We start from the raw sequence: 26078 nt of genomic DNA, 5'->3' as shown, positions 1-26078 counted from the left end.
TTAGAGCAGTCACGATGTTGGCCCAGGACACCGTTCGCCACCCGCTGTCGCAGGCCCACGGCCATATCGTTGTCGAAACGAATGGTGCGGGGTTTCAGGATGTGACCCGGCACCTCGCGAACTGGCTCACGGAGATCGGGGCTGAGAACGGCTTATTGACGGCCTTCATACGGCACACCTCAGCCTCGTTGACGATCCAGGAAAACGCAGATCCCAACGTGCAAGTGGATCTGCTTCGATCGCTCGATCAACTAGCACCGCAGGGGCCCCACTACGTCCATGATACCGAAGGGCCTGATGACATGCCCGCCCACATCAAATCGATGTTGACGTCGACGTCACTCGGCATTCCCGTGGTGGGCGGCAGCATGGTCCTTGGCACGTGGCAAGGACTTTACGTCATTGAGCATCGATCGCGGCCTCATAGCCGCGAGATTGCTTTACATTATCTCGGAACGTTTTTCTCGGACGCGGGTGTTCAGTGACGCTTGCGTTCTTTCTGCTTCATGATCCGCATCTCGCGATCATAAAGTAGCTCTCCGCCCGGAACACGCAGGTCCAATACAAGCTCCATCACGTGACGAGACGGTGGCGTGGTCGTAAGCGAGACGACGACCATGGCGAGAACGCTAGAGGGCAGTGCGAGGACCGCAGCCAGGGCGCTGGACACAGAAATCAGACCCGCTTCGCCCGCCAAAATAATCAACACGCCGACGGCGAAACCTGTGACGAGTCCGGCAAAGGCGCCGAACTCATTGATGCGCTTCCACCAGATCGACGCGATCAGAACCGGAAATGCGCTGGCTCCCGTTAGTGCGAGTGCCCACATCAAAAGCTTTAGAGCGTCGCTATTCGCAACAACCGCGACCACCCCGCCAAACGTCATGACCAAAGCCAACATGATGCGGCCCGCCCCAAGCCGAAAGGCATCGCCGGGCGGCTTCCAGCTGAGGCCGCTGACGATATCCTCCGACAGCAAGTTTGCCAGCGTTAGCGCTGTTGCTGTTGCGGCGGCGAATGCCGCAGCTACGATGCCCGCTGCAGCAAGATAGGCGAATACCATGGGCAAGCCGGCGGCCATAGGGAGGGCGAGAAGAATGCTGTCTCGATCGAAGTTGACGCTTGTCATGGCCAGTTGAGTGCCGCGCGTGCTGATTTCGGCAAAGCCTTCCGCACTCAACGTCCGCAACCATTCGGGCGGGCTCGCTAGCGACGTCCCGGTGACATCAAGGAGGTAGTGCCGCATGAAAACGGCAATGGTCGCGCACGTCAGCATGATGGCGCCGAAGAAGAATGTCGCCCAGCCGAGAGATTTCCGCGCTTCGTAGACACCCGGCGCTGTTGCCATGCGCGGCAACAGCCACGGCGCCGCCGCGACGCCCGCCATCGTGGTCAGGGTTGCCAGCACGAACGCCAGCGGCGATATGGCTCCGAACGGCTCCGAAAATCGTTTTGCAATCGGCTGCATCGCATCGGGCGGAAGGTTCAAGGTCAAGAACGACTGAGCGACAATTGGCAGCCCCTGGATGGCCTCTACGCGCCCCACCCCTCGGATCACCGGCCCGTGACTCAACTGGGGTAAAGGCAGGTAGCCGAGCAACACGGCGACAATGGCCACAGGTACGAACAGCGCTGCGCCGGCCACAATGGCAGTCGCGACATTGCTCCAGGTGAGCGAACGCATACCTCCCAGCACGAGCCCGATAAAAACGGCGAGTACCATTACAAGCATCGCGAGAGTTTGGCCTCCGCCCGAAAGCCACGCGACGGCCCGCGATCCCATACTCAGTTCGGCAGCAAACATCAGGAGCGTCGGAACGGCCAACAGGGCCGCCGACACAATGCGCAACATGCGGCTGTCGAAGCGTCGACCGAGGTATGTGGGAATCGTGAAGGTACCGAACTTACGGAGAAACGGCGCCAACAGCACGGCGGTAACCACAAATCCCGCGATCGCCCCGTTGATTATCCAGAGGCCATCGTACCCGATGATGAAAAGCACACCGGTCAAGCAGGCTATACCCGTTGCCCCGAACGTAGAGATCGCCAGACCAATTCCACAGTACACGGCCGGCACACGGCGTCCTGAAGCGAAATATTCCAAGGGATCGCGCGTAAAGCTGAGCAAACCGATGCCGACAACCATTGTCAGCATACCGAAGAGCAGCGCAGCTCGCGTCAATCCATCGTCGGCGCCAAGCTGCTCGAGCATCAGCAGCATCAGAACCAGAGCGGCAAAAGCGCTCGCGAAGATGGCGAAGTACGTCCCGAGGCGCGGGTTTATGAGGCGTGCGCGCGGTGTGAAGCTCATGGGCAACCCCGTGCGAAACTATAAAGTTGCTGCATCACCGCGCCGACGGCTGAATAAGGCTGCACGTCAGCTGTCCTCATGAGCGCCGTGCCAGTGGTCAATGGCGTCTTGTCGATTAACGAAGCTGGCAACAGTCACCAAAGCAATGACAACGAGCCCATGGGCTGTCAGGAAATATCCCAGTGGGAAACCAAGGAATTTGTTGTGATTGAGCCCCTCGGCGTAAAGTGGAAGCACGATGATCACGAACAGGAACGGAACCAGGCTAGCCAGCATCTGCCATTTGGTATGGCGCCAGTACGGCTTGCGTTCCTTACGTTCCATCATGGCTGTTCACCCCTCTCCCGTCTTTCAGTCATTAACCAGTCTACAGGAAAATCGAGGCAATGGACGCCCGGGGCCCGTCTATCGTGCGGCAGTCCCCACAAGATCGTTGCCTGATTTAACCCGTGCTTGCTTAAATAGCGGCATGTGTCAGATCTAAGACCAGAATGGAAACTTCAGTTTGATCAAAGGCCAAGGCTGGCGGCTAGACCAAATAGCTGACCCGCCGACGATTGGTGTTTGCTCAAAATCGCTGCAGGTAGTATTTGAAATCCGCATGTCAGCCTATAGCTTCATAATCGTTGACGATCATCCGCTGTTTCGGGGTGCGCTGCGCGAGTCGCTGAGCGCAGCCTTTAACTGTACAATCGACGAAGCGGGATCCCTCGACGAACTTAATATGCGCCTGATGCCCAATCGGGCGATCGACCTGATTTTGCTGGACCTTTCCATGCCTGGAGTTCAGGGGTTGTCCGGCCTTTTGTTCCTGAGGGCTCAATTCCCAGAGATACCGGTCGTTGTCTGTTCGGCCAGCGAAGAACCCACGACCATACGGCGCTGTATCGAGTTCGGTGCCTCGGGTTTCATTCCGAAATCACATTCGGCTGAAGCTATTCGCAAGGCCATCGGCCAAGTTTTGGGCGGTGAAATCTACATGCCCTCTGGCACAGATCTTTCCGTCGGGGCGGACGACGATACGTCAGAGCTTTCGGCGCGGCTTTCCACACTAACGCCGCAGCAGGTGCGCGTGTTGATGATGCTTGGGGAGGGACTGCTGAACAAGCAGATCGCTTATAAGCTTTCGGTGTCCGAAGCCACCATCAAGGCACACGTCTCGGCAATCCTGCAGAAACTTGGCGTGGACAGCCGCACTCAAGCAGTGATCGCGATCAACAAGATCGACGACGGTTGGCGCCAGCCGGCGACCCGATAGTTCGCCTTTCGCTCTCGGCTCTCTTACTGCGCCGCTGTTGGCGTCTGCATGAGCAGGCGAGTCATCAGTGCGCGCAGTGCCGCTGCTTTCAACGGCTTGCGCAGAATCGCGTGCCCCGCCTCGCGGACATGGCGTTCGACCTCTGCCGAGTGATCGGCAGTGATGATGACGGCTGGAATATCCACCTTCAGCTTGTCCCGCACGGCCGCGATCGCAGCCAAGCCCGTGCCAAGATCCAGATGGTAGTCGGCAAGGATCACGTCCGGCAAGGCCGGCATGGACGACGCGGCCTGAACAGATGTCGGGATGCTGGTCGCCGTGGTCACCTTGCACCCCCAACCTCCCAGCAGCGCTTCCATTCCTGCGAGGACCGCCGGCTCATTGTCGATGCACAGGACGTAACTTCCTTTAGGCGATCCCAGTTTGCGGGCTGGAACGACAGTCGTTCTCGTCTCTTTCACCGGCACCGCCAGCGGAACGACCACGGAGAACATTGACCCTTTGCCCGCTTCGGAATTCAGCTCCAACGGATGACCGAGCATCAAGCAGATGCGTTCGACGATGGACAGGCCCAACCCGAGACCATGCTCGCGGCTGCCCGCGCCCTCGATGCGCTGGAACTCGTGAAAAATCAGGCGGCGTTTGTCTTCCGGAATGCCCGGACCGGTATCGAGAACCTGCAAACTCACAACTTCACCACGCCGGCGCAGCCCCAAAACGACCTTACCCGTGCGCGTATATTTCACGGCGTTTGAAACGAGATTCTGCAGGACGCGCCGCAGCAGGCGCCGGTCGGAGCGGACCCAAACGTTGGTCGGTAAAACCGTAAACGCCAGCCCTCGCTCGCGCGCGACAGGTTCGAACTCAAGCTTAAGCTGCTCGAAGATATCGGAGAGCGGGAAATCCGTAATGTCGACATCAACGCGACGCGCGTCCATTCGCGAGATCTCGATAAGGGTGGAGAAGATTTCCTCGACAGCATTCAGGGATGCATCAACGTTCCTCACAAGTTTCATTGACTGAGGATCGATAGAGCTTTCGGACAAACTCTGGACATAGAGGCGTGCCGCGTTCAGAGGCTGCATGATGTCGTGGCTTGCTGCCGCCAGGAAGCGCGTCTTGTCGAGATTGGCCTCGTCAGCCTTGGTCTTGGCCACCGCTAGAGCTGCGTTGACGTCCAGAAGCTCGGCTGTCCGTTCGCGCACGCGCCGTTCCAGGTTTTCGTTTGCGCGCGCCAACGCAGAGGCTGCGGCGATCCGATCCGTCACGTCGGAGTATGTCGTCACGATACCGCCCTGCGGCATCGTACTCGTGCGGATCTCAACGATGCGGCGCCCGCCATCAACCTGCTCCTGGAAGGTTTCCCGGGTCACCGCCAGCCGAATGAGACGCTGGCTCACCAGATCCTTGACATTGCCTTGGCCGAAGTCTCCGCGCTCTGCCAGGACTTCCAGAACACGATCGAGGGGGATGCCGACCTGGGCAAGATCCGCGGGGAGATCCAACATCTCGCGGAATTGTCTGTTCCAGCAGATCAGACGCATATCCTTATCGAAGACGCTCAGCCCTTGGCGAACCTGGTCAATCGCGGATTGCAGCAGGTCACGGTTGTAGTGAAGCGCCTCGGAGGCATCATCAAGAAGACGCAACGCGTTCGGCCCAGTCGCATTTGCGCGCGCCAGGAGAAGCGCGAGCACAAGACGGGATGACGCCGCCCCGATGGAACTCGCAAGAAGCCGTTCGGCAAAACGCATAATCTGAATATCAGCCTTGGCCGACGGGATTAGCATCACGCCGTTTGCGGATGCATAGTCGCTAAACGAACGTACGGTACGTTCCTCTCCCAGATAGCGGGCGACCGTGGACTGGAGATCATCGATCGTGATGGGGGAGCGCCACATACGCAGCGACGGTGAAGAATGCAGCGTCGAACGAAATTGCTCGTCGCTTAGGAATTGCTGGGCCTGGATACGTTCGATCGGTGTGGGCGCGCGCACCAACGATACCATAACGTAAGCGATGATATTCGCGCCGATGCTCCACAAAACGCCGTGTGTGAGCGGTTCGAACTCCAGAAAAAACAGTGCCTGCGGACGCAGGAACGTAAACCCGAACGGGCCATTCTCAACGATGCCGTGCGAGATCAGTCCAGCCTTCGCGACCCAAGGCAATAATAAGGTATAGCCCCAGACGAGAAAGCCGATAGAGATGCCGGCGAGAGCACCGCTACTGGTCCCTTTGCCCCAGAAAAGACCTCCGAAGAAAGCGGGCGCAAGCTGGGCAATGGCGGCAAATGACACCAGACCGATGGCGGCCAGCCCCTGAGATTCTCCGAGGGCGCTAAAGACGAGGTAGGCGAGAAAAAGGACGCCAACGATCGCGACGCGGCGGATCGTCAGCAACAGCCGCGCCATGTCTCCATGCGCAACGATATCCGCAACGTGATACCTCACAAGCAGCGGAATGATGACGCCGTTCGACAACATGATCGCGAGCGCAATAGATTCGACGATGACCATCGCAGTTGCCGCCGATAGCCCGCCGATAAATGCTACCAGCGACATCCATTCCGCGCCGGCGCTCACTGGCAGCGTCAGCACATAAAAGTCAGGGTCGTTGCCCTGGGATCCGACAAACAACAATCCGGCCGCTGCCAGTGGCACTACGAAAATATTGATGAGCACAAGATAGAGCGGGAACATCCAAGCCGCGCGGCGCAATTCGGACTCGGAGTTGTTCTCGACGATCGCGACATGGAATTGGCGCGGCAGGAGCACGATACATACCGCGCTTAGCAAACCGACCGTCAACCACGTGCCGCCATGAAATGACTGCCCGAAGATCTTTGCTATTTCTTCATGCGCGGCAGCCTGAGCTAGCAGAGCTTGAGGTCCACCGGCCATCGCAAACGTGACAAAGAGACCGACCGCCAAGAACGCCGCCAGTTTCACGAGGGATTCGGTCGCAATCGCGAGGATCAAACCTTGCTGGTGTTCCGTCGCATCACCATGGCGGGTCCCGAACAAAATGGCGAATGCGGACAGCGCCACCGTGATCAGGAACGCCGTGTCGTTGAAGATAGACCGCGGCAGATCTACCGGCAGCAGCGCGTGGTTGCCGATCAGCGTTTCCATCGTTACGGCGATCGCTTTAAGTTGTAGCGCGATGTAGGGGAGTGAACCGACCACGGCAACGACCGTGACAAGCGCGGCGACGGTCTGGCTCTTGCCGTATCGCGCGGCAATGAAGTCGGCGACCGACGTGATGTTCTGACCTTTAGCGACCCGGACGATGCGCATAAGCACAGGCAGGCCGAGGGTGAACATCAGGATGGGACCGAGATACACCGGTATGAAATCGTAGCCGGTCCGCGCCGACAGGCCAACGCTGCCGAAGTACGTCCACGACGTGCAGTAGACAGCGATCGAAAGCGAATAAATAAGTGGTCGCCCGCCGCTGCCGGGCGGAGAACGCAGCAGGACGCGGTCACCGATCCAGGCGATCACGAACAAGCCGCCGACGTAAGCCAGCGCAATAACGATGAGCATCGTGGCATCAAGCATCGACGGTCGAACACTCCGAAACGAAGAATACGCCGCTGGCGAAGTGGGCATCGAGCACCGGAGCGCCCTTGCAACATGCCGATTTCGCGAGACGGAAACCTACTTTGGCCAGCCTTGAGCGGATTTGTCCATAAGCTCCGACAGGCATGGTGTCGGTCTTGAATAAGGCGCACAGGAACTAAAGTACCGGCAGCGCTATTCTATGTCCGGCAAAGACCGCCGTAAAATGGGGAAAGCCCTCTAAGTGGCGCTTGTCTGGCACATCGCACCGTTGCTGGCACGTATGGCCTACCGTATAGATTAAATTCGGTTGTTCAGAGCGCTGACCACTCAAGATTTCCGCATTCTGAATGGCCCTCAGCGATGCGGCGAAGAGGACTTTGAAAAATGGGAATTATCCAAGAATTTCGCGAATTCGCCATTAAGGGCAACATGATCGACATGGCCGTCGGCATCATCATCGGTGGCGCGTTCGGCACGATCGTAACGTCTCTGGTTAACGATATCATTATGCCCCCGATCGGGCTCCTGCTCGGCGGTGTTGATTTTTCCGATATCAAGATTCCGCTTAAAGCCGCTGAAGCTGGAAGCGAACCGGTATCCATGAACATTGGGCTGTTCATCAACAATATGATCAGTTTTCTGATCGTGGCCTTCGCGGTGTTCATGCTTGTCAAAGCCGTCAATGAGCTGCGCAAGCGTTTCGAGAAGCAGCAGGAAGCCGCCCCGGCAGCTCCGACGGCAACGGAAGCGTTGCTGGCTGAAATTCGCGACGAACTGCGTAAGAAGAGCGCGTAAAGACTACGAGCAGCTGCCACCGCCGAGCACGCAGAATTCCGCGCAATGGCGGTGGCAGAGTTTGACCGCTCCGCTGTCAAACATGCCGCCATCTGCCTTTCCGGCGTCGGCAAGAGTCGTTCCCATTTCAAACGCCGTATCATACGGCAGCAGCGTACAGGGCAACACAACGGGTGCGACGGCGCCATTGCGCTTCACCACCATCCGCGAAGACGCGCACATCATTTCGTCCGGTGACTTGCCGAGAATGGACCAGCAACGGGTAGTGATTTCGGGAACTGTGTCGCTTTCCGCCATCTCGGGAAACAACATCAACTGGCCCGCGTCATCGGCATCGATCGGCCAGCCACGCTCCTTGAACAATTGCGCGTAACCCTGACGTGCCATGTCTGCGGTTTCGTGCCAACACGTTCGCCCGGCAATCGCCGTGCGGAAGCCGGACGCGCAGAGCCAGTCCAGGCCCAAAATTGCCGGCTGCCATGTGTTCAATCCACGCTCTTCCTCATGGTGAGCTTGCGTGTAGTGATCAAGGCTGACACGCAAACACAACCTGCTGCCAAAACGCCGATGGAGATCCATCAGCCCTTCCTTGATGCGGGGACGTTGCATCGGCGTCATCGCATTGGTCAGAACCAGGACGTCGAAGCCCATTGCGAGAGCTTCGCCCAGCATCGCCAGGATTTCCGGATTCATAAACGGCTCACCGCCCGTGAAGCCAATTTCACGTGTTCCGAGTTGCTTTGCCTCGTTCAAGAAGCGCGAGACTTCTGCCGCCGTCAGATAGACCAGTGCATCGTTGGTCGGGCTCGATTCAATATAACAGTTGCGGCACGTGATGTTGCAGAGCGTGCCCGTATTGAACCAAAGCGTTTCAAGCTGCCTGAGTGCGACACGCGCGCGGGGTTCGCCGGTCGCGGTCACATCGGGATCGGTAAACTTGGCCAGTGGCTCCGTTGCCGATGGCGTAGCAAATGTCGTCGACAAATTCGGCGTCCTCGTCGTCATCCGGGCGCGTTCCCACGTTGATCTCAGGGGCTCATCTGTGGGGTACGCAGTTGGGGACAACCTATCACGCCGTTCTGCCGGAACCTAAGTCACAAAAGCATCAGGGCGAAGTGAACTGCACCCGGCTGACTTGCAACGACCTCTTTTCCAGTTCGGGCCGGCGTGCTAGATCAACGCTCTTGGCGATGCGGGCGTAGTTCAGTGGTAGAACGACAGCTTCCCAAGCTGTATGTCGGGAGTTCGATTCTCCTCGCCCGCTCCATACTTTAGTGCTCTGCGAGCATTTTTCAGCCGGTCGAAAATCAGACATAGCGCGAACGAACGGACAACGACACCAGGACGGTCCCGGAATAGTCCCGGAACGCTTTCTGGCTTCGTTATGCGTGTCTGCGAAGAGCCGCTGACGCGGATCGGAATCCGCATCACCGTGGTGACCAGCTCATCGAGGTCTGGCGCAGCTCAAGTCATTGGCGGAGTTAGTCTCCGTCAGGCTGCGCTGCGTGTTTTCGCCAAGAACCCTTCAGCGTTTTTGCGAAGTTCGTCTGCCTTGGCCCCAAGTTCGAGAACAGCATTCAGCATCTGGCTCGCTGCCATTTCCGCCGATGCCGCAGATTGGCTAAGCCCCACGGTGTTCGCGGCGACATCCGTCGTACCTTGAGCGGCTTCCTGAACGTTGCGGGCGATTTCCATCGTCGCTGCGTTCTGCTCATCGGTGGTGGACGAGATAATGGTTGCGACCTCGTCCATCGACTTGATGATGTCTCCGATCGATGCGATCGAGGTTACGGCGTCGGCCGTAGAACTCTGGATGTCCGCAATCTGCGCGCTGATCTCGCTGGTCGCTTTTGCAGTCTGGTTCGCGAGCGACTTCACCTCTTGCGCGACAACCGCGAAGCCTTTGCCAGCCTCACCAGCACGCGCGGCTTCGATGGTGGCGTTCAGCGCCAGCAGGTTTGTCTGACGTGCAATGTTGCTGATAATCTCGATGATATCACCAACCTTCTGCGACGCATGCGTGAGCTGACGCACCTTGTCCGAAGTCTGATCGGCGGTTTTGACTGCCTTGCGGCTGATCTCCGTTGAGCTTGCCACCTGCCGTCCGATCTCCTTGACCGAAGCGCTTAGTTCATCGGCCGCCATGGCAACTGTGCGGACATTGGCCGAGGCCTGCTCGGCTGCGGCGGCAACGGTGGCGGTCTGGCTGCTCGAGGTATCCGCCGCGGACGCTACCGTTTCAGCGGCGGTCCGAAGTTCGTCAGCGGTCCGGGCAACGGATTTTGCCGTTTCGACAACGGTGGAGGCGAGACTTTGGGTGTCTCGGCGGCCTGCCTCAAGATACATAGCGATCGAGAGTTCAAGGTCCAGCATTACCACCTTGAAGATCGCGGCTTCAAGCGGAGCTCTGCGTTCGGCTGGCTTGGACGCGCCGCGATAGCTGACTACCGTGGATCCCTGCGGCGTCATCCGACTCGAAAGCTCGCCCAAAAGATTAGAAACCAGAACGCTATAGCCGCCGATATGCCATTTGGGATCGAGGCCGATTTTGTGGTGGGTTTGCCCGATGCGATCCGTCGATGCCACATAGGCGTCATCGAAGCGTCCATCGAGTAGAACAGACCAATGCCGGATCTGACCCGCTTTGGCCCGTGCCGAGACATCCGAGGTCTTGAAAAATGCTGCCGTCTCAGGAAACCTACTGAGATGGGCGTAGAACGCGTCAAGAGCCGCGGGCAGCGCCCCCATAATCAACTCCTTATTCTCTCGAAGGAGCGTGGCGGTCGCGTCGTCGATCTGATTGAACGCCAAGCGCGACTTGATTGAGATGCTGCCGGTCATTGGATAGCTCGCCTGCGAATATATTTGTCCACAGGCTCTGTGGTTATCTGATTCGCGTAGAATGGCGTGCTCAATCATGCGGCAATCGGCAACGATTCTTTTAGCAGAATCAATCTCTCAGGTCGGGCTGCACTGCCATTTAGCGACTGCACGATATTTCAGATTGCCCGTCTGGGGCGTTGCCTGAAGGCCGTCATTACCGACTTCCCAATGGCCTGCGGATGGTTCGTGTTAACGTCAGAGAAGTGTCATTGAAGGGATGCGACGAGGTCCTACGGTTGAGCTTTGCGTGGCGAAACGCCGCAATTCTTGCTCCGCATCCCACATATTGTCGCGCAAAAAACCTTTCATCGTTCGAGGACACTCCCGGCTTAATTCTTGACATAAAAAATCATCATTGTAGATGTGAGGACCGGCTACGGGGGCTATACTTATACGGATGTCAATCGTGGCCACTTGAGAGCGCGCGGTGTCGCTCATGTTCGTGGCCTGCGTTCGTGACCACGTTCCCGCAGCGTGCGGTGGCCCTTCGCAACGAGACTTTGCCAACTCACGCAGCAGACTGGCGCGACACGCGCCCCCCGCGGATTCTTTCCGCCAACTCTGACCGCAAAGCAAAAGGCGGACGATGATACAGATGAGATTGAGCCGTTCTTCGATGTTTGCCGCGCGCACGTGGCCGCTTTTCGCGGCTATCTGCATTGTTGCGGCAGGCCTCGCTCCCTCGGCTTTAAGCCAAGAAGCTCCGGCTAGCACGTCTCAGACGCCCGCCAATCCCCCTGCTGTGGACTCTGCGCCAACACCACCAGTCGAGCCAAATCAGCCTGCTCCCTTAGCCGTTGAGCCGCAATCTCCGGCTGCTCCAACAATTGACAACACGCCGCCGGCGACGGCTCAGCCATCCATGTCCCCGGCTCAAGGCCTAGCCCAGCAGACCTCACCGGCACTTTCGCCCTCTGCGACGGACAGCACTATTACGGCGCCAGCCTCAGAGTCCCCGGGCGCACCTGCGAATGACGATGTTCCTCCGGCGGGGAACCAATCTGCCGGTGCAGATCAAGCTCCAATCGACGTGCCGACTGCGGTGGGTCAAAATCCAGCAACCGCTGCCGCAGCCCCGGCGAGTGAGGACGACAGGCAGGATCTTCCGCACGATCTGTCGCCGCTGAATATGTTTCTCAACGCCGACATCATCGTCAAAGGCGTGATGATCTTGCTTGCCATTGCATCCGTGCTCTCCTGGACAATCTGGTTTGCCAAACTGGCGCACCTCGGCTTCGCCTCCGGTCGCCTTCGGCGTGAAATGTCCCGCCTGCAGCGAGACGCCAGCCTCGCGGCTGCAGCCGATCGACGGCAGACGTCCTCTGATCCGCTCTCTTTAATGGTCACGGCGGCGCGCGATGAAGTTATCCGTTCTGACAATGGCCTCTTGCCAGCTGACGGCATCAAGGAGCGCGTCACATCACACCTTGCGCGTATCGAGGCAACCGCTGGTCGCGCGATGACATCCGGCACCGGCCTTCTCGCTACGATTGGTGCGACGGCTCCGTTTGTCGGCCTTTTCGGCACGGTATGGGGCATTATGAACAGCTTCATCGGCATCTCGAAAGCCCAGACCACAAACCTTGCTGTCGTTGCGCCGGGTATCGCGGAGGCGCTGCTCGCCACCGGCATCGGTCTGGTGGCCGCTATTCCAGCCGTCATTTTCTACAATCAACTTGCGCGTTCGATATCGGGCTACAAAGCGAAACTCGCAGATGGTGCTGCAATGGTGGAGCGGCTCGTATCGCGCGATCTCGATCGCCAAGCCGCGAGAACACCTTATCTGAAAGCGGGAGAGTAGGTCATGGCCGGCCGAATTCGTGACGACGACGATCTTTCGGACAACCATGAGATCAACATCACGCCGTTCATCGACGTCATGTTGGTTCTTCTCATCATCTTCATGGTTGCCGCCCCTCTGTCGACGGTCGATGTTCCCGTTGAATTGCCCGTCGCCGTCGCGAAGCCGCAGCCTCGCCCTTCCAAACCCGTCTTTCTGACTCTGCAGTCCGACACGACGCTTTCGATCGGCGAAAAGACGATTTCGCGCGACGCACTTGTGTCGACCCTGGATGACGTCACGGAGTCGAAGAGAGACACGCGGCTTTACGTACGGGCGGATAAGGATGTGCCCTACGGTGAGCTGATGAAGCTCATGAACGCGCTGCGCATCGGGGGGTACTTGAAGGTTGGGCTCGTGGGTTTGGAGTCTGCGGATACCAACGCTCTTCCGGCATCAGCTTCTCCCGCCGCGGGGCCTTAGCCGTATGTCATACACTTTCGAGTCGCGCCTTACGCGCACCAGCAGATGGGCTGTCGCTATATTCTTCGGGGTTGTGCTGCACGCGAGCGCCGCCAGTCTCGTCCTGATGCAGCCTGAGCCCCACGAAGAAGAGACCGCCGATTCCGGGCCTCTCTTGTTCGACCTTGCTCCGCTTGCTGTTGCTCCTCCCAAGGACACGAAAGCTCCCATCATCGGCCCTCGTTCTGACGCGACTCCGGAGATGATGGAGACGCAGGAAAAAGCCAAACCGACTGCTGCAGAAGAAACGCCGAAAGTCGAAAAAACTGAGCATGAACCGGAAGACCCCGACCTGAAGTTGCCGGAAAACAAACCCGAAGAAAAGGTCGAGGAAAAAGAGGAAAAGGAAGAGCCGGAGAAAGAAGTCGAGGAAGCGGAACAGGAACCCACTCCGGCAGCTAAGGCTGCGCCGGAGATGGCTCCTCCGCCAATCAAGGCTCCGCGCGCTGAGAAGGCCGCTGCCCCCACGCCCGGGCTCTCCGAAGCCGATAAAAAGACGATTGCGACTTGGCAGAAGAAAGTCGCTCACCACCTCCATCGTCATAAACGCTATCCCTCTGCTGCGAGACGGAATCGCATTGAGGGCAAGGTCATCGTGAGCTTCAGCATTGACCGCGAAGGCCGCGTCGTAGCGCACGCCGTAGTCAACGGCTCGGGCGCAAAGATTCTCGATGATGCTGCCCTCGATATTCTTGAGCGCGCGTCACCACTTCCGACGCCGCCGTCTCAGCTCGTTGGGAACGCGTTCGAATTCACCCTGCCGATCCATTATCAGGTCAAGTAACAAGGGGCGGGTTGCTGTTGGCCACAACGTTTCTCGCGTGATGCTGCGTCTTTTCCCAGTGGTGCGGGGCCGATACCAGTTCCCATAGTGCTCGATATGCGGCCCAGGAAATCAGCAGCCAATAGATCGGCACTGCTAAGACCGATATGGCAAGTTCCGGGCGGCCACGGCGTGCGACAGCGATCGCGCCCAGCGCGATCGCCGAGACATATCCGGCGAACAGGTTGAACAATCCAGCCCAATAGAGAACGTGCCACTCGTCCGAAGGAACAAGCAGATCGGAACGGCCAGAGAGCAGGCTGGCCCCTAGGACGACATAGAACCAGGGATGAACCAAGCACGAGAGGATCATTCCTCCCATGAGCACCTGCAGGCCTGCGAAACGCTTCAACCCCAGATCTCGCAGAAGGCGGGTAGGTTCACGCATGTGCACGATGTAAGTTTGCATCCAGCCCTTCAGCCAGCGCGTACGCTGGCCCAGCCAAATCCGAAAGGTTTCGGGCGCCTCCTCCCATGTCGTGGACGCCAAACCTGCGACGCGCGCACCTTGTCGCGCGAGGCGAATACCAAGGTCTGCATCTTCGGTGACATTGAAGGGATCCCAGCCGCCAGAGGTTTCCAGAATACGGCGCGGGAAATGGTTGGATGTTCCGCCGAGCGGGACTGGTAGATCGAGCCGCGCCAACGTCGGCACGATAGCGTCGAACAAAGCGGTATATTCGATCGTGAACTGTCGCGTGAAAAACGTCTCTTCCGGATTGTACGTATTGAGGCAAGCCTGAACGCAGCCGAGTTCGGGGCCGGCGGAACGAAATGCTTTGAGCGCCCGGCGCAGTTGGTCAGGTTCGGGCATATCCTCTGCATCGTAGACCACGACGTAATCGCCGCGGGCACTGGCCAGCGCGTAGTTCAGGGCGCGGGGTTTCGTGCGAGGCTGGCCTTCCGGAACTTCGACAATGCGCATGTGCGTTGGTAGTACTTGCGCCTCAAGCGCCATTCGCGTCGCGCGGTCTTCGCGTTCGACTATAAGCGAGATTTCCAGGCAATCGGTCGGATAGTCGAGCGCCGACAGGGCCTCAATCAAGGCCGGGACAACTTCCGCTTCTTTGTAGAGGGGCACCAGGATGGCATAACGCGGAAACACCTCGTCGAGCCCGGATTTTTCGTTAGGGGATTCAGGTGCAGGCGCGCGTACGCTGAGCAGGGTCGCGATCGCCAGAATACGGATGGCTACGATACAAAAGAAAGACAGCGCCATTGTCGCGAAGACAACGGTGTGCGTTACCGACGGCATCGCGACCGCGCCGATGACCAATGCTACCGTCAGCACGACAAGCGTGGCGGCTTGCCATCCCACAACACTGTAGGCAGATGACAGCTCAGGTCTTGTTCGCCGCAGATGATTGACGGCATGGTCTAGCCGTTGAAGCTCTGGTTCAGCATCAGGCCGACCTGTGTCGGTTCCACCAGGGCATTGCGACACGTCTTGGCGTATCGCCTCTGCAGAATGCTCGCGCTGCCAATCCATCGCTCATGTCATCCGTGACCAGCAAGGCCGGTCAACATTCGACGAAGCTTAAGCTACGCGAGCCCGTCGCAAGGCACCTTCGACAAAGCGACGATTATCGTAAATCAAATACGCCGTCTGAAATACAGTATGCGTCTCGTCCTCAGGGGATTAACGCATATTGCGCCAACGGTGTTGCCACGGCGCAATATACCGCATGCTCCTTCCAAACTAAGCCGTGAGAAGGTCTTCTTGCTCGGTCTCTATGGAGATGGAGGGACCTGGCCGACCAATATAGTAACCCTGAGCTGCGTCGCAGCCCTCATCCTTGAGGATCATAAACTGGCAGTTCGTTTCTATGCCTTCAGCGAGGATCGGAATTGAAAGGCTTTTTCCTAGTGCAAGGACGGCGCGAATAATCGCCTTAGATTGAGGGCTCACCTCGATATCCTGCATGAAGCAGCGATCGAGTTTTATTTTATCAAACGGGAAAGATCGCAGAGTTTCGAGAGACGAATATCCAGTTCCAAAGTCGTCCAAAGCGATCGAGACACCGAGCTCCTTGATCTTTTGCAGGATCGCGAGTGTGCGTTCCTTATTTTCGACAATGGTCGACTCCGTCAGTTCAAGCTCAAGCCTTTTGGCATCCAAGCCGCTCTCTTTAAGAGCATCCTCCACAAGCTTTGGCAGATCGCTATGGATGAACTGAACGGGAGAAAGGTTGATCGCGATCTTCAACGGCTGTGACCACTTTGCGGCGGCGGCACACGCCGTTTTCAACACCCACTCGCCCAGCTCCAGAATGAGCCCTGTTTCTTCAGCAATGGGTATGAATTCTACGGGAGGAACGGCCCCACGCACAGGATGATGCCAACGCAGAAGGGCCTCGTAGCCAATGACCTCTCCCGTCGAGATCGACGTCTGAACTTGATAATGCAGGGAAAGCTCATTCTTTTTAACGGCATCGCGAAGATCGCTCGCCAGAACCCGGCGTGCCCGCACGCGTTCGTCCATCGAGGACTCATAAAAGCAGATGTCTTCCGTCGCGCTTGCCTTGGCCCGGTACATCGCCAAGTCCGCATTGCTCAATAAATTTTCGCGGTCCCTTGCATCATCAGGATAAATCGCCACCCCGATGCTGGCACCTATCGACACCTCGAAATCGGATATCTCTATTGGTTCGAAGATGACCTTCTGAAGCCGCTCTAGAAACTCCACGAGCGTCACCGGATCTATAAACGTTTTGACGGCCGTGAACTCGTCTCCACCGACGCGAGCGACCATTTCGCCTTCTCGGAGAAGATTGGACATTCTGTCTGCGATAACTTTGAGAACTTCATCACCGGCTTGGTGACCTCTAAGGTCATTGACCTCTTTAAACCGATCAAGGTCAATCTCAAGGACCGCAACTTTCCGCTTTGCGCCTTCCGCCCGGTCGAGTTCGAATTCGAGATAATTCGTGAAGCTCGTGCGATTCGGCAGCCCCGTCAGGGGGTCATGCAAAGCCATGTGCTGCAAGCGTTGATAGCTATCATAACGGGCGCGATCGTCGATGAGATAGCTGGAGATACCAGCTCCAATAATGACCAAAGCCATGCCGGCAACAGCAAGCGCCATGGCTGTCGACGGATCGTCTGCAACTTCTACCGCTCCATTGAGGGGAGTGATTTGTAGCGCCGTCATGCCCGTAAAATGTAGACTCACGATGGCAACCACGAAAAGCGCAGCAGCTGATAAATGTCCCGTCATCGTGTCTGCGCGCAAAGCGGAGCGAGTCGCAGCGCCAGCGAAAATGATCGATAATGCAATTGAAGTGAGGAGGTAGGTTTCATCCCAGGCAACGATACCATCGATACGGTAAGCCAGCATGCCCGTATAATGCATGGCTGCGACCGCTAGTCCCACCGCACTGCCACCAATCACAGGTGCTGCACTGGTCAGGCCGCTGGTCGCGAAGGCGAACCCCAATCCAGCCCCCGTAACCGCGACAAGCAGTGAGACGACCGTCAAGACCGGCATAAACGTCACGGGGACGCCTGGATTATAGGCGAGCATTGCGATGAAATGCGTACACCAGATGGCAGCGCCTGCAGCAACGCCGGTCAGGAAGTTCCAGCCGTACCGCTGCAATCCCCCGGTGGTTGCGGCCCGGTGAAGGAGGCTCAAGGTGACGCCCACGCCGGCTAGACACACCAACGAAGCCAATCCGACGAGCCAGACATTGTGCTGGCCGACGATGCACGAGAGAACGCTATACATGTACGATAATTTCCAGGACAAAAGTTGGTATGCCTGGATAGAGAGAACCCATTAAAAACGTGTGTATTTCTCTGAAAATGCACGCTAAATCAGGATCACAAGCACGGTGTGCAGTTGTAGAGTTGTGCTGACCTCCCCCGCAGGTAGGCACCCGTTAGATAAAATCCACACAATTTTTGAGTTGTGTTGCGGAAATGGCAATACCGGCAAAGTTTGGGTTTTGCGATCCGCTGAAAGAATCTGATTTCAAGGCACTGCCTTTTGCGGCCCTGCTAAAACAACTGGAAGTTGAGAATCCAGATGAGAATAGATACGGCGATATGGTGCCAGGTCCGACCTCGGTCGCACTTGGCTGTGTTTGCGCTGTGGCTTTGCCTGAGTTTGGTTCTGCTGGGTTCATACGAAGGGACTCAGGCGCAGGAACAACCCGCTGCAGCAGAACGTGAAGCAGCGCGCCGGGTCGTGTTGCGCTTTCTCACGACCAGCGACTTTCCCCCGTTTAACTTTTATGACGAAGACGGCGTGCTAACAGGCTTTAATGTCGACTTGGCGCGCGCCATATGCCTGGATCTGGACGTTACATGCGAGATCAAGGTCGAGCCCTGGGAGAATTTGCTGCCCTCCCTCCTTCGGAAGGAAGGTGATGCAGTTATCGCCTCGCAGATGGTGACAGCTCAAGCGCTCACCAATTATGACTTCACCGACCGATACTTTCATACCCCGGGTCGCTTTGCTGGACGTCGTGATGCCACAGGGCTGGAAGCTACGCCCGAAGCTTTATCGGGGCGGAAGGTCGGTGTAGCGCAAGGCACCACGCACGAGGCGTTCATCCGGCAATTTTTCCGGGGCAGTCAGATCGTCACGTTCAAGGATGCGGATGCCGCGCGTGAGGCCCTCAAAAAGGGGGACGTCAACGCCATATTTGGTGACGCTATCAGTTTGTCCTTCTGGTTGAACGGTACCGCCTCCAACCAGTGCTGTGAATTCAAAGGAGAGGCGTTTCTCGAGCCCAAGTTCTTTGGGGATGGCGTCGCGATAGCGGTTGCGAAAGGGGATCGTCAGCTTAAGGCTGAACTCGATGACGCCTTGAAGCAGGTTCGCTCGAGCGGACGATTTGTCGAACTTGTCACACGCTATTTCCCGTTCCGTATCTATTGACACCGCAGGTTGCATGCGCACAAACGGTTCAGATACACAACTTTGCCCTACGATGATCGCCTTGCGCGGTTATCAAGCTCTAAAATGTCATACTCCTGAAACTTGAATCTTCTCATGGTGCGATCGGGGGATACACTAGTCTATCGGCCACCGGTCTGCAGGAAAGCTGAGGATGACCAGATACCGCGCAATGTTTATTTCTGATGTCCATCTCGGCACTCGAGCGTGCCAAGCTGGGCAGTTACTCGATTTTCTTCGGGAACATGACGCCGATACGATCTACCTCGTCGGCGATATTGTTGACTTCTGGCGCATCAAGCGCGGTGCAGTATGGCCTCAGTCACACAATGACGTATTGCAAAAGCTTTTACGCAAGGCACGCAAGGGCGCCCGGATTGTATTCATTCCCGGCAACCACGACGATGGCCTGCGACAGTATTGCGGACAGCGCTTCGGCGGCATTGAGATCGAGCGGCAGTTCATCCACGAAACGGCGGATGGCAAACGCTACATCGTCATGCATGGCGACGAATTCGATGTCGTGGTGCGCTATGCTAAATGGCTGGCGTTGCTCGGGGATCGCAGCTACCAGCTCGCCCTGTGGACTAATGCCCCGGTGAATTTCGTACGTCGGCGCCTAGGGCTCGAATACTGGTCCCTCTCCAACTATCTGAAATTGCGCGTTAAATCCGCTGTCAATTTCATCGGAGAATTTGAACGCAAGCTTTCAAGCGAGGCACAGCGGCGAGATGCGGACGGGGTGATATGCGGACATATTCACCATGCCGCCTCAAGAAACTTTGGCGATATCCATTATCTGAATACAGGTGATTGGGTCGAGAGTTGCACGGCGATCGGTGAAACAGAAGATGGCCGTTTCGAGCTTATTCGGTGGATGGATGTCGTACAGGCACGGACAGCCGCATCGGAAGCGAGCCTCGTGAAGGAAGACTTAAAGGCGGCGTAAATGAAGATCCTCATCGCCACCGACGCTTGGAGACCGCAAGTCAACGGTGTTGTGCGAACCTACGAGCGTCTGGCGGAGGAAGCTGCGCAGTTGGACGTCGAGCTCACGTTCTTGACGCCGGCGGAATTCCAGACATGGCCGTGCCCCACGTATCCGGAGATTCGTCTGGCTCTCCCGGGCTATGCCTACATTATCGAACGCATGAAACTGATCCGACCGGACGCTGTTCACATCGCGACCGAAGGACCGCTGGGCTGGATGACGCGCTCACACTGCATCCGGCGCGGTGTTCCCTTTACGACCAGCTTCCACACGCGGTTTCCCGACTATCTGTCCCGGCGCTTTGGCATTCCTGAGAGCTGGATCTGGTCAATCCTGCGTCGGTTTCACAATGCGGGCGCGGGTATCATGGTCGCGACGCCGAGCCTCGCAACGGAACTCGACTCACGGGGCTTTGACCGCATCATGCCCTGGACGCGGGGCGTCGATACGCATGTTTTCCGACCACGCAACGTGCGCCGCTTCGGAGAGGGGCCTGTTTTCCTTTACGTTGGGCGGGTTGCTGTCGAAAAGAATATCGAAGCGTTTTTGAGGACGGACCTACCTGGTAAAAAGGTTGTGGTTGGGTCCGGACCGCAGTTTGCAGAACTACGGGTCAAGTATCCTGACGTTACCTTTACCGGCAAACAGATCGGTGAGGATTTGGCGGAGTGCTACGCCTCGGCAGACGTCTTCGTCATGCCAAGCCAGACTGAAACCTTCGGTATCGTATTGCTGGAGGCGATGGCTTCGGGGCTGCCTGTTGCCGCTTATCCTGTCACGGGTCCGCTCGACCTTGTTCGCCAAGCGGAGACGGGATTTTTGTCAGAGGATCTAGCTGCCGCTGCTAAGGCTGCCATGTCACTGGATCGTGACATCATCAGAAAGCGCGCGCTCGACTACAGTTGGGAAGCCGCGGCTCGGCTCTTCATCGCGAACATCGAAACAGCGCTCTTTGCGCGACTGGGGCAAGGCACACCCAAGCGACGCGTTACCCTAGCGCGGCCAGCAAGTTCCGCCTGATCTTTCGTTTCTTTTTTCCCGATACGCTTCAAGCGACAACCAGACCATTTGCAAATGCAGGCGGCGCGATCAGGCGCAGACGAGGCCCTGCGGACGTCACAGTCAACGGGCTATCTGCGATCTGATCCCCATCAGCCTGTACAGCAATATCGGAGCCAGCAACGGTCAAGTGCTGGCACGGGATGATCTTGACGCTCGGCAAACGCATGTGCAGCCCAGCAGCGACTGACAGTAGCTCGAGCAAGCGTCCGCGGCGGGTTCGCGCCGCGAACAAGAGCGCTTGAAAGCCGGTTTCAGAAAGGCTGGCTTCCGGGGCAATAACGTACGTTCCGGCGTAATTGCGACCGTTGGCGACAACGAGCCATGAGGCTTCAAAGGCTTTTCCATCAACAGTTAGGGAGAACATTTTCGGCCTTTTCGCCAGCGCCTTAAGGATCGGCATGGCGTAAGCGAGTTTGCCGATACGCCGTTTGAGGCTGAGGTCGAGGCCAGCAACGATCTCGCCATCGAAGCCCGCTCCGGCCATCAGGAAGAAAGGGTCTTTGTTTGCAAGGGCTCCGGCGACGTTGACGACAGGGCCTGTCATCAAAACTTCGGCAATTTCCGTAGGCTTCTTTGGCATTGCGATTTCGTTCGCTAGAACGTTGCCTGTGCCCGTGGCGATGATGCCGATCGGTATGGTGGTATTCTCGCCAAGCGCTGTCGCCAGCGCTCTGACCGTACCATCACCCCCTGCTGCAATGACGGCATCGAACCCGTCAAGCTGGACATCACGTGCAATGGCACCAGGGGCTGTCGAGGTGGCACCCCAAAAACGCAACATGACGATCTCAGCGCCGCGCCGCTCGAGTTCGACCGCCACGCGGCGGGCCAGCGTGCGGCGTCGCACGCCCGCGACAGGATTGTGCAGCAGTAGAAAACGTTTTCTATGCGGAACGGGTTCTTGGACCGTCATGGACCGATCCTAATGATCAGACCGTCGACGCGCGTAAGAATTTGAGCTCTTGGCGCAGCCCCAGATAGACGCAGACACACATCGTGAGAAGGACAAACGCAAAGGGGAAGCCCGTTGTCACAGCCGCGGCCTGCAGCGCCCCCAATCCTCCGCCCAACAATAGGACGCTCGCGACCAGTCCTTCCAAGACAGCCCAAAAGACCCGCTGTGCTACGGGCGGATCGAGTTTCCCTCCCGCGGTGATGGTATCGATCACGAGCGATCCTGAATCGGACGAAGTGACGAAAAACATCAGCACGAGCGCGATGCCAAGAAAGGACAGGATTCCCGAGAATGGAAGCGGCTCCAACATTCTGAAAAGTGACAGCTCCGGACGCCAGTTTTCGACAGTTGCGGCGACGCCGGTGTAGCCGTCAACAGCGATCTGGTGCAGTGCCGTACCGCCAAATGTGGTCATCCAGAGTATGGAAATCAAAGTCGGTACAATCAATACGCATAGAATAAATTCTCGCACCGTCCTTCCTCGCGAAACGCGAGCGATGAACATACCGACGAACGGTGACCATGAGATCCACCACGCCCAATAGAATGTTGTCCAACCGTGAAGGAATTCTGGATTTCGTTCAAACGGGCTCGAAAGTGCAGGCAAGTACGTGAGGTAAGAAATCGTATTGGTCAGGAAGCCGATGAAGATCTCTGCCGTCGCCCCTGCCGCAATCACGAACACAAGTAGCGCCGCGGCAAGCACAATATTGATTTCCGATAGCCGCTTCACGCCGGCATCCAGGCCGGCCACGACTGACAATGTGGCGACGGAGGTGATAACCGCGATCAGCAGGACTTTCGTGAGATCCGTGTTGGGGATTCCAAAGAGATAGTTCATGCCAGCGAGAGCTTGCTCAGCACCAAATCCCAAGGATGTCGCGAGGCCGAACAATGTCGCGAAGACCGCTAGTGTATCAATAATGTGCCCTGGCCACCCCCATACGGCATCTCCAAAGAGCGGATAGAAAACCGAGCGTACGGTCAGTGGGAGTTGTCGATTGTAGCTAAAGAACGCTAGCGACAGGCCAACGATGGCGTAGATCGCCCAGGGATGCAGCCCCCAGTGATAAATCGTGGCCGCCATCGCGACGCTTTGCGCTGCCTCGATATTTTCAGGTAAGACGTTGAGCGGGGGATTTTGCGCGTGAGCGACCGGTTCGAATACACCAAAAAAGATCAGACCGATGCCCATGCCCGCCGCGAACAGCATGGCAAACCAAGCGGTTCGGGAGAAATCGGGGGTTGCGTCCGGGCCGCCAAGGCGGATGGACCCGAACGGCGAAACAATTAGATAGAGCGCAAAAAGAACGAAAACGTTGCCCGTGAAAACGAAAACCCAATCGAAGTCCGATGTAACGCGGTTGCGCAGGGTTTCGAACACGGACACGCTGAGTTCTGGAAACAGCAGCGAGAACGCAACAAACGCCACAACCACCACACCCGAGACGAAGAAAACGGGATTATGGACGTCGAATCCCATGACCTCGACGTTGTCCTGGCCCACCTCATAATCCGTGTCATAGGTGACCGTGCCAGAATCGTCTTCGGTCAGTTCTTCGCTCATGGATGCGGGGTTCTCCATCAAAAGGCTCGCCTCGCCGGCGAGGTGCGCATGACCAAGCCCGGACCATCCGTCCACATGTGATTGGGCGACGTTGGACGGGCGAGGGTGAGTCCGACCCACCTAGGATCGGACCGAAGCTAACTTTCTCGAACAAATTTCGATATCCGGTGAAGTTTTTAACAATTCAACCGAGCATGCAACCCTGCACGGCTAATTTATCTTCAATTTCTGTATGTATATTTAGTTCCCGCACATGCGATCAAATCTACGTACTCTGGATTCTCACTTCATTATCAAGTGCTCTCTTAAATAACTTTATCACCGATTATCGACCAATTCGACCATAATAACTTGCGCATTTACTTTGAACTTCTGTCTTCTTTCTGATCAGAAATACAGATGCTTCAGTCAAAATCGCACCGCAAATCCGCGTCTGTCCGCTTGCCGCTGGGTGGGGGCAGCGCCTATCACTGTCCCGTGAGATGTGCGTCTGTTCAATTTGTTGCCCAGCTATAACGCTACAGGGATTGCAGCATAAATCGGGGGGCCTCTTTTCGGGCCGTGTGTATCGATGGATCTGACACTCCAACGCCGGAGGTGCACGTGCGATGCCCGCTTTTTTCAGACGCGCAAAAACTGGACTCGCGTGACAGCTCGAGCCCCGCGCCTCACAGATTTGAGCATTTCCTTTCTTAGAACACTCGTGACTTAGCCCGTAGTTCCGGGGGGATCGTTGGTATGGCCACTATCATAACGGTGCATGGCACCTTTGCTCATTACACGACGGGCTTAGAGCATGATGCTGCGACGGCGGCAGACAGCCTGCAATGGTGGCAACCCGGCAGCACATTTGCGAAGCATGCTCAGCAGCTTGTCAGTAGTGATTCCAGCGATGTCACGTTCACACCGTTCGTCTGGAGCGGCGACAACAGTGAGTTAGCGCGGCGCGCTGCTGGCACCCGGCTGCTTAAGCAGATGAAAGAACTGGAAGATCGCCAGGAACCCTATTGTGTTATCGGACATAGCCATGGCGGATCGGTGATCGCATCAGCGCTGATGGAGAGCGCCGCGCAACGCGTGCCTCTGGAACACCTCAAGAAATGGATCACTGTTGGAACGCCGTTCGTGGAATTGCGCAAAGAGCGGCTGCTGTTCCTCCGGCTTCCCATCTTGTTGAAGGCGATCTTCATCGCCTCCCTGATGCTGCTGCTCATGTTCTCCATTTCGAGCGTGGCCGAGGTTTTCGACGGCGGGTGGGAAGACACGCTCGAGAGTCAATTACAGCGATACGGTATTTCCATGGGCTTGATGGCTCTGCCGTTTGTCGTGTTTGTCGGGATCACAAAGTATTTGGACAGGCGGCAACTTTTCTTTTATCGCCCGGGGGTCATCAAGAGGGCGCGGGAAAAGTTCAGCGAACGCTGGCTGCCACTTCTGCACCCGGACGATGAAGCGGTGCATGGGCTTAGTTCTCTGCGCACGGTGAAGTTCAACATCTTTCACAATACGTTTGCGGTGCCATTTTTCTCGCTGGCCTCGGTGTTCATTCTTCCGATCGCGTACTTTTATCTGATCGCCTCCCCGACCCACATGGTGGGGATTACCAACTTTCTGCGGGACAATGTCTACGCGACCGAAAACTTCGAGCGCACCGAAGCCGCGATGATGGATTCCCGAAGAAAAATACGAGATCTAAGACGCCAGATCCGGCAGGCACAGGACAAGTTGGATAACGCTGATACGGACCTTAGGGCCGTTCTCAATGCCCGGACTGAAATCAAGCAGTTGCGGGAGCAGCTTCGGGGTATCCGGCAGGAACTGCACCAGGACTATCCCAACCTCGTACAAGTGCAACGCACCCGACGTTTTCATCGACGCTTCCTTGAACGTGACGGAAAACCCTGCGAGGGCGGGACGCTTTGCGGTGGCGGCCATGACATACTGCTTAACAGCAGGCTGATGTATCACCTCGTCACTGACGAAGCTTCGAGTTGGCTGGTCGACGAAGAGGTTCGGGAAGGCGCGTTCGGCAACCTTATACGCTTTGCTATGCCTATCGTGTTGGTCCCGGTCGTGTTCGGTATCGTCGCGGTCTTGATGGTGCTGCTGGTGCAGTTGCTGGCGGGGTTGTTCAGCTCATTCGCCAGCCGGCGGCTCGATGACCTAACGTGGTTCGAAGTGCAGCGCTCAGCGCTTGGCAATGATGCCGAAGCCGAGATCGCCGTTGGGGCCAATGCGCACCCGTCCTGGATCGACCGTATGCCGCGGACGCTTCCCCCTGAGCTGGCCCGAAAGATAACGGAACGCAGCAACCGTGAAATGATGACTTCGCTCGGCAAGTTCCGTAACGCCATCAGCGAGTTGGCTTTTGCAGAAGGTAACGAAGGGCAAATTGCCAAGGCGCTCGACTTCCTGACCTGGCGTGAACTTATTCACACATCGTATTTCGACGTTCCGGAATTCCGTAAGTTTGTCTCGGTCACCGTTAGCCAGCTCGATGGCTTCCAACCCAACGAAGTCCTCCGCAACGATCCGGAATATGCGGCGACGCTGCGCTGGCTAAAAGAGGTTACACCTCAGCCGCCGACGACCGAGGACCTACAGACGCAGCCGGCAGCGGCCTAAGCTTGGCCGGGACTGGAGAGGGAGGCTGTGAGTGCCG

General features: G+C 57.2%; 19 protein-coding genes and 1 tRNA gene. 11 read left to right on the top strand and 9 right to left on the bottom strand.

Annotation, left to right across the window (positions count from 1 at the left end; translation table 11 throughout):
- The first annotated feature begins 14 nt into the window (after positions 1-14).
- Entirely contained in the window at positions 15-485 is a 471-nt protein-coding gene (locus tag YBN1229_RS08185; RefSeq protein ID WP_046477936.1) for a secondary thiamine-phosphate synthase enzyme YjbQ, read from the top strand.
- Here YBN1229_RS08185 and YBN1229_RS08180 read toward each other — a convergent pair.
- Positions 479-2311, bottom strand: coding sequence for a solute symporter family protein (locus YBN1229_RS08180; protein WP_046477935.1), 1833 nt, complete (start codon positions 2309-2311; stop codon positions 479-481). The genes YBN1229_RS08185 and YBN1229_RS08180 overlap by 7 nt on opposite strands.
- A gap of 66 nt (positions 2312-2377) precedes the next feature.
- Complete coding sequence (locus YBN1229_RS08175; protein ID WP_046477934.1) at positions 2378-2638, bottom strand: DUF4212 domain-containing protein; 261 nt, start codon at positions 2636-2638, stop codon at positions 2378-2380.
- A gap of 274 nt (positions 2639-2912) precedes the next feature.
- Between YBN1229_RS08175 and YBN1229_RS08170 the strand changes: the two genes are divergently transcribed.
- Entirely contained in the window at positions 2913-3569 is a 657-nt protein-coding gene (locus tag YBN1229_RS08170; RefSeq protein ID WP_046480147.1) for a response regulator, read from the top strand.
- Positions 3570-3592: 23 nt separating this feature from the next.
- Here the strand turns inward: YBN1229_RS08170 and YBN1229_RS08165 are convergent, their stop codons facing one another.
- Positions 3593-7132, bottom strand: coding sequence for a hybrid sensor histidine kinase/response regulator (locus YBN1229_RS08165; RefSeq protein WP_046477933.1), 3540 nt, complete (start codon positions 7130-7132; stop codon positions 3593-3595).
- Positions 7133-7525: 393 nt separating this feature from the next.
- On the opposite strand from YBN1229_RS08165, the gene mscL reads away from it, so the two are divergent.
- On the top strand, positions 7526-7930 hold the full coding sequence (mscL, locus tag YBN1229_RS08160; RefSeq protein WP_432264132.1) for a large-conductance mechanosensitive channel protein MscL: 405 nt from the start codon (positions 7526-7528) through the stop codon (positions 7928-7930).
- 3 nt (positions 7931-7933) lie between these two features.
- On the opposite strand, the gene YBN1229_RS08155 is transcribed toward mscL, so the two are convergent.
- The gene (locus tag YBN1229_RS08155; RefSeq protein ID WP_046477931.1) at positions 7934-8935 is read right to left on the bottom strand and encodes a radical SAM protein; all 1002 of its coding nucleotides are present in this window, start codon (positions 8933-8935) and stop codon (positions 7934-7936) included.
- Positions 8936-9122: 187 nt separating this feature from the next.
- Between YBN1229_RS08155 and YBN1229_RS08150 the strand changes: the two genes are divergently transcribed.
- Positions 9123-9197, top strand: a tRNA-Gly gene (locus YBN1229_RS08150).
- A gap of 224 nt (positions 9198-9421) precedes the next feature.
- Here the strand turns inward: YBN1229_RS08150 and YBN1229_RS08145 are convergent.
- On the bottom strand, positions 9422-10771 hold the full coding sequence (locus YBN1229_RS08145) for a globin-coupled sensor protein (RefSeq protein WP_046477930.1): 1350 nt from the start codon (positions 10769-10771) through the stop codon (positions 9422-9424).
- Positions 10772-11408: 637 nt separating this feature from the next.
- Here YBN1229_RS08145 and exbB point away from each other — a divergent pair.
- From exbB to YBN1229_RS08125, 3 genes are read left to right on the top strand one after another with little or no spacing between them, the layout of a single operon-like run.
- Positions 11409-12614, top strand: a complete 1206-nt coding sequence (gene exbB / locus YBN1229_RS08135) for a tonB-system energizer ExbB (protein ID WP_090227323.1) — start codon at positions 11409-11411, stop codon at positions 12612-12614.
- A 3-nt stretch (positions 12615-12617) separates the two neighbouring features.
- Complete coding sequence (gene exbD / locus YBN1229_RS08130) at positions 12618-13076, top strand: TonB system transport protein ExbD (protein WP_046477927.1); 459 nt, start codon at positions 12618-12620, stop codon at positions 13074-13076.
- Between the two features lie 4 nt (positions 13077-13080).
- On the top strand, positions 13081-13899 hold the full coding sequence (locus tag YBN1229_RS08125) for an energy transducer TonB (protein WP_046477926.1): 819 nt from the start codon (positions 13081-13083) through the stop codon (positions 13897-13899).
- Here YBN1229_RS08125 and YBN1229_RS08120 read toward each other — a convergent pair.
- Positions 13892-15427: a glycosyltransferase gene (locus YBN1229_RS08120; protein WP_052743788.1), complete on the bottom strand. Its 1536-nt coding sequence runs from the start codon at positions 15425-15427 to the stop codon at positions 13892-13894. The two genes, YBN1229_RS08125 and YBN1229_RS08120, sit on opposite strands and share 8 nt — an antisense overlap.
- Positions 15428-15637: 210 nt before the next feature.
- Entirely contained in the window at positions 15638-17665 is a 2028-nt protein-coding gene (locus YBN1229_RS08115; protein WP_046477925.1) for a putative bifunctional diguanylate cyclase/phosphodiesterase, read from the bottom strand.
- A 300-nt stretch (positions 17666-17965) separates the two neighbouring features.
- Here YBN1229_RS08115 and YBN1229_RS08110 point away from each other — a divergent pair, with 300 nt between their 5' ends.
- The 3 genes from YBN1229_RS08110 to YBN1229_RS08100 all read left to right on the top strand — a co-directional run bounded on the left by YBN1229_RS08110 (position 17966) and on the right by YBN1229_RS08100 (position 20852).
- Entirely contained in the window at positions 17966-18823 is an 858-nt protein-coding gene (locus tag YBN1229_RS08110) for a transporter substrate-binding domain-containing protein (protein WP_082101071.1), read from the top strand.
- Positions 18824-18995: 172 nt separating this feature from the next.
- Positions 18996-19790 (top strand): UDP-2,3-diacylglucosamine diphosphatase, encoded by a 795-nt coding sequence (locus tag YBN1229_RS08105; protein ID WP_046477924.1) that lies wholly within the window; start codon positions 18996-18998, stop codon positions 19788-19790.
- Positions 19791-20852, top strand: a complete 1062-nt coding sequence (locus tag YBN1229_RS08100; RefSeq protein WP_046477923.1) for a glycosyltransferase family 4 protein — start codon at positions 19791-19793, stop codon at positions 20850-20852. It begins immediately after the preceding gene.
- A gap of 28 nt (positions 20853-20880) precedes the next feature.
- Here the strand turns inward: YBN1229_RS08100 and YBN1229_RS08095 are convergent, their stop codons facing one another.
- Entirely contained in the window at positions 20881-21807 is a 927-nt protein-coding gene (locus YBN1229_RS08095; protein ID WP_046477922.1) for a diacylglycerol/lipid kinase family protein, read from the bottom strand.
- Between the two features lie 16 nt (positions 21808-21823).
- On the bottom strand, positions 21824-23416 hold the full coding sequence (locus YBN1229_RS08090; protein ID WP_046477921.1) for a BCCT family transporter: 1593 nt from the start codon (positions 23414-23416) through the stop codon (positions 21824-21826).
- A 738-nt stretch (positions 23417-24154) separates the two neighbouring features.
- Here YBN1229_RS08090 and YBN1229_RS08085 point away from each other — a divergent pair.
- Positions 24155-26041, top strand: a complete 1887-nt coding sequence (locus YBN1229_RS08085) for a hypothetical protein (protein WP_046477920.1) — start codon at positions 24155-24157, stop codon at positions 26039-26041.
- Positions 26042-26078: the final 37 nt, after the last annotated feature.

Source organism: Candidatus Filomicrobium marinum (assembly GCF_000981545.1).
GTDB lineage: Bacteria > Pseudomonadota > Alphaproteobacteria > Rhizobiales > Hyphomicrobiaceae > Filomicrobium > Filomicrobium insigne.
The sequence above is the reverse complement of the archived record's forward strand: the minus strand, read 5'-3'. Positions and strand labels throughout refer to the sequence as shown.

Coding starts and splice junctions, on each gene's coding strand:
- YBN1229_RS08185 (WP_046477936.1), top strand. CDS start 15: ATGTTGGCCCAGGACACCGTTCGCCACCCGCTGTCGCAGGCCCACGGC.
- YBN1229_RS08180 (WP_046477935.1), bottom strand. CDS start 2,311: ATGAGCTTCACACCGCGCGCACGCCTCATAAACCCGCGCCTCGGGACG.
- YBN1229_RS08175 (WP_046477934.1), bottom strand. CDS start 2,638: ATGATGGAACGTAAGGAACGCAAGCCGTACTGGCGCCATACCAAATGG.
- YBN1229_RS08170 (WP_046480147.1), top strand. CDS start 2,913: ATGTCAGCCTATAGCTTCATAATCGTTGACGATCATCCGCTGTTTCGG.
- YBN1229_RS08165 (WP_046477933.1), bottom strand. CDS start 7,132: ATGCTTGATGCCACGATGCTCATCGTTATTGCGCTGGCTTACGTCGGC.
- YBN1229_RS08155 (WP_046477931.1), bottom strand. CDS start 8,935: ATGACGACGAGGACGCCGAATTTGTCGACGACATTTGCTACGCCATCG.
- YBN1229_RS08145 (WP_046477930.1), bottom strand. CDS start 10,771: ATGACCGGCAGCATCTCAATCAAGTCGCGCTTGGCGTTCAATCAGATC.
- exbB (WP_090227323.1), top strand. CDS start 11,409: ATGAGATTGAGCCGTTCTTCGATGTTTGCCGCGCGCACGTGGCCGCTT.
- exbD (WP_046477927.1), top strand. CDS start 12,618: ATGGCCGGCCGAATTCGTGACGACGACGATCTTTCGGACAACCATGAG.
- YBN1229_RS08125 (WP_046477926.1), top strand. CDS start 13,081: ATGTCATACACTTTCGAGTCGCGCCTTACGCGCACCAGCAGATGGGCT.
- YBN1229_RS08120 (WP_052743788.1), bottom strand. CDS start 15,427: ATGGATTGGCAGCGCGAGCATTCTGCAGAGGCGATACGCCAAGACGTG.
- YBN1229_RS08115 (WP_046477925.1), bottom strand. CDS start 17,665: ATGTATAGCGTTCTCTCGTGCATCGTCGGCCAGCACAATGTCTGGCTC.
- YBN1229_RS08110 (WP_082101071.1), top strand. CDS start 17,966: ATGAGAATAGATACGGCGATATGGTGCCAGGTCCGACCTCGGTCGCAC.
- YBN1229_RS08105 (WP_046477924.1), top strand. CDS start 18,996: ATGACCAGATACCGCGCAATGTTTATTTCTGATGTCCATCTCGGCACT.
- YBN1229_RS08100 (WP_046477923.1), top strand. CDS start 19,791: ATGAAGATCCTCATCGCCACCGACGCTTGGAGACCGCAAGTCAACGGT.
- YBN1229_RS08095 (WP_046477922.1), bottom strand. CDS start 21,807: ATGACGGTCCAAGAACCCGTTCCGCATAGAAAACGTTTTCTACTGCTG.
- YBN1229_RS08090 (WP_046477921.1), bottom strand. CDS start 23,416: ATGAGCGAAGAACTGACCGAAGACGATTCTGGCACGGTCACCTATGAC.
- YBN1229_RS08085 (WP_046477920.1), top strand. CDS start 24,155: ATGGCCACTATCATAACGGTGCATGGCACCTTTGCTCATTACACGACG.